The 3,389-nt window shown below is 71.2% G+C and carries 3 protein-coding genes; 1 reads left to right on the top strand and 2 read right to left on the bottom strand.

Annotated features, from left to right (window positions below):
* Together B9S61_RS06095 and B9S61_RS06100 are read right to left on the bottom strand one after the other, a co-directional pair.
* On the bottom strand, positions 1-1,972 hold a 1,972-nt coding region (locus tag B9S61_RS06095), incomplete at its 3' end, for a nitrate- and nitrite sensing domain-containing protein (protein WP_103541269.1).
* Positions 1,973-2,023: 51 nt separating this feature from the next.
* Positions 2,024-3,034: a substrate-binding domain-containing protein gene (locus tag B9S61_RS06100; protein WP_103541270.1), complete on the bottom strand. Its 1,011-nt coding sequence runs from the start codon at positions 3,032-3,034 to the stop codon at positions 2,024-2,026.
* A 173-nt stretch (positions 3,035-3,207) separates the two neighbouring features.
* On the opposite strand from B9S61_RS06100, the gene B9S61_RS43245 reads away from it, so the two are divergent.
* Positions 3,208-3,389, top strand: a 182-nt coding sequence (locus tag B9S61_RS43245; RefSeq protein ID WP_374936188.1) for a hypothetical protein, incomplete at its 3' end; no start/stop codon positions are given.

The raw sequence follows: 3,389 nt of genomic DNA on the forward strand, positions 1-3,389 counted from the left end.
CCGGCACGTCCCCGGTGTGCGCCGCGTCCCGGCCGCCGGTGCCGGCCGGTTCGTCCCGCACCACGATCTCGTGCGGGATCAGCACGATCGCCGTCGTCCCGCCGTACGGTGACGGTCGCAGGGTGACGGCGATGCCGTGCCGGTGCGCCAGCTGCGAGATCACGAACATGCCGAGCCGGAGGTCGTCGGCGAGCGCCACCACGTCGAACTGCGGAGGCTTCGCCAACTGGGTGTTCAGGGAGGCGTAGTCCTCCTCCGACATACCGAGGCCCCGGTCCTCGATCTCGACGGCGAGGCCCTTGGCGACCATCGCCGCCCGCACCCCGACGGGGCTGGGCGCCGGTGAGTACACCGTCGCGTTGTCGATCAGCTCGGCGAGCAGATGGATCACGTCGGCCACCGCCGGCGGCGCCAGCGACACCTCCTCCTCGGTGAGCACCTCCACCCGCTGGTACTCGGCGACCTCCCCGACCGCGCTGCGCACGATGTCGATCAGCGCGACCGGCTCGCTCCAGGAACGGCCGGGACGCTCACCGCTGACGATGACCAGGTTCTCCTCGTAACGGCGCAACTGGCTCGCCGTGGAGTCCAGTTCGTACAGACCCTTGAGGACCTCGGGGTCGGTGTGCCGGCGTTCCAGCGCGTCGAGCTTGCTGAGCTGGAGGTTGACCAGGTTCTGGCTCTGCCGGGCGATGCCGAGGATGACCTTCTGGAACCCACGCCGGGTGTCGGCGAGTTCGACCGCGGTGTGCACGGCCGTGCGCTGCGCGGTGTTGAACGCGTTGGCGACCTGCCCCAGTTCGTCGTGTCCGTAGTCCAGAGGGGGCGTTGCCGACTCGGCGTCGACCTTCTCACCGCGTTCCAGCCGGGCCACCACATCGGGCAGCCGCTCCTCGGCGAGACTCAGGGTGGCCACCCTGAGACCGCGCAGCCTGCGCGACAGTGAGCGGGTGATGCGCCAGGACAGCCCGACGCACAGCAGCAGCGCGAGCAGTCCGGCGGCGCTCAGGGAGGCGGCCGTCACCAGCAGGCTGCGGGCCTCGTCGGCGCTGCGGGTGAGCAGTGCGTCGGTCTGCTGCCGGATCATCGTGGAGTACTTCGGGGAGACCCCGTCCATGGCCTCGTCCCACCGCTCCCGCAGGTCCGGCAGTTCGACGCTGCGGTCCTTGCCCTCCGCGGCGGTGGTGAGCACCTGGTCCTCGACCGCCTCCACCGCGCGCCACTCGGGGCTCTGCAGGATCTCCTCGGTCTGGGTCTTGGTGCTCCCGGTCAGGGACGGCACGATCTGGTCCTGGACCAGCCAGCGACGGGTGTGGACCAGCTTCGCGAACTCGCTCCAGCTCTTCGCGTCCAGGCGCCCGTCGGGCCAGGCCAGGGTGAGGTACGCGTCCTCCTCGGAGACCAGCTCCGCCGCGTGCTCCAGCGCGATCAGCGGCTGGGCCTGCGAGGTCAGGTCCCCGTCGTCGACCTGGGAGAGCTCCTGGAAGGCGTGGATCTGGTCGTCGATGATCGAGGTGTACTGGTCGAGGGCGTCCTCGGCGGTGATGTCGGTGGGGTCGTCCACCTGGTCCCGGTAGTACTCGAGACTGCCCACCGAACCGAGCACCGAGTACAGCCGGTCCGAGACGCGCGCCGGTGCCCGGGCGATCGCGTCCGCCTGCCCGACCAGCTGCGCGACGGCCGTGTCCGTCCGGTCCCGCTGCGCGTCGAGGGCGGACCGCGAACTCCCCGGATCGGCCAGCCACGCGGCGGTCAGCCGGCGTTCCCGCTGCAGCGCGAGCGTGGCGTGTGTGCCCATCGCCCCGGTGGACCGGCTCAGTTCCGTCTGGGTGCGCAGCTCCAGGCCCTCCGAGAACATCTGGATCGTCGTCAGACCCCACATGCCGGCGAGGGTGACACTGGGCACCAGTGCCAGGAGGAACAGCGAGAGACGAATGGAGCCGAAACGGCGCCGGGCACCTGTCCGAGACATCGTGGTCCTAGAGCGGTCGGGTGTTGGGGAGATGACGCACGGCCCGGCCCGTCACCGGGTTCCGCCGGCGGCGAAGCCGGCGACCGAGTCCGCGTTGGCCTTCGTGACGAACGCCGGGCCGGTCAGCACCGGCGCGACCCCGCCGCCGCTGATGTTGCCGTTGGTCCGGTACAGCCAGAGCGCGTCCACGGCGAGATAGCCCTGCAGATAGGGCTGCTGGTCCACGGCGAACTGCACGTTGCCGCCCTGCACGGCGTCCACCAGCTCCTCGTTCAGGTCGAAGGCGGCGATGCCCGCGTCGCTGCCCGCCTCGGCGGCCGCCTCGACCGCGCTGAGCGCGAAGTCCGCTCCGAGGGCGACGACTTCGTCGATGGACGGGTCCTGACGCAGCCGGGCTGCGAGGATTCCGGAGACGGCGCCCGGATCGGTGCCGTCCACGTAGACGTTCTCCGTCGTCCCGTCGAAGGTCTTCTTCACTCCCGCGCAGCGGGCCTCCAGGCCGACGTTGCCCCGTTCGTGGACGACACACAGAGCGTGCTCGGCCTTCAGCCCGTTCAGCTTCTCGCCGACGGCCCGGCCCGCGACGCTCTCGTCCTGGCCGAAGAACTCGAGCAGCCCCGCCGGTTTCCAGGCGTCGATACCGGAGTTGAGCCCGACGACGGGGATGTCCGCGGCCCGTGCCTCGTTCACCGGGCCCTTCATGGCCTGGGGCTTGGCCAGCGTCAGGGCGATCCCGTCGACTCCGTCGCGGACCGCCTCGCGGACCAGTTCGGCCTGTCCCTCCGGGGCCGGGTCGCTCACGTACGTCAGCTCGATGCCGTCCTTGGCGGCCGCCGCCTCGGCGCCCTTCTTCACGCGGTCCCAGAAGGCGTCGTTCTCGCTGCCGTGGGTGACCAGTGTGACCTTCATTCCTCCCGCGCCGGGCCCGCTCGCCCCGTCCGGGTCCGCGGGGTCGTCGCTCGCGCCGAAGGCGGAGCAGCCGGTCACCAGCAGGCCGACCGCGGCTGCCAGGGCCGCCAGGCGGTGTCTCGGGAAGCGGCGGGACGGAAGGGACGTGTTCATGAGGAGAGCGGACCTCGCAGTGCGGCCGAGCAAGAACAGGGGAGAGCGCGGACGGCCGTCGCGGGGAAGCATGGGCCGACCGGGTGACTCTCGCTGGCCCGGAGCCAACCCTGTGCGACCACCGATAGTCAAGTGAAGGGCCACGTGAAGTGAGGTGATGCTGCCGCATTGTGATGAACCGTGAGCACGGGAACGCGGCGCGGGACGTCCGTACCGAATGGCCGGTATGGGCCGGAGGCCCTGGCTCGCGGCCGTACGCGCCGGTATCAGCGGCGGCGCAGCCGCAGGGCGAGAGCGGCCGCCCCGGTGAGCACCAGGACGGCCAGGGCGCCGCCCGCGAGCAGCGGCGCGGAGG

The sequence above is a fragment of the Streptomyces sp. SM1 genome (assembly GCF_002910825.1).
Classification (GTDB): Bacteria; Actinomycetota; Actinomycetes; order Streptomycetales; family Streptomycetaceae; genus Streptomyces; species Streptomyces okerensis.

What these genes read in the sequence shown, in the direction of transcription:
- B9S61_RS06100 (WP_103541270.1), bottom strand. Translation starts at nt 3,034, where the DNA reads ATGAACACGTCCCTTCCGTCCCGCCGCTTCCCGAGACACCGCCTGGCG.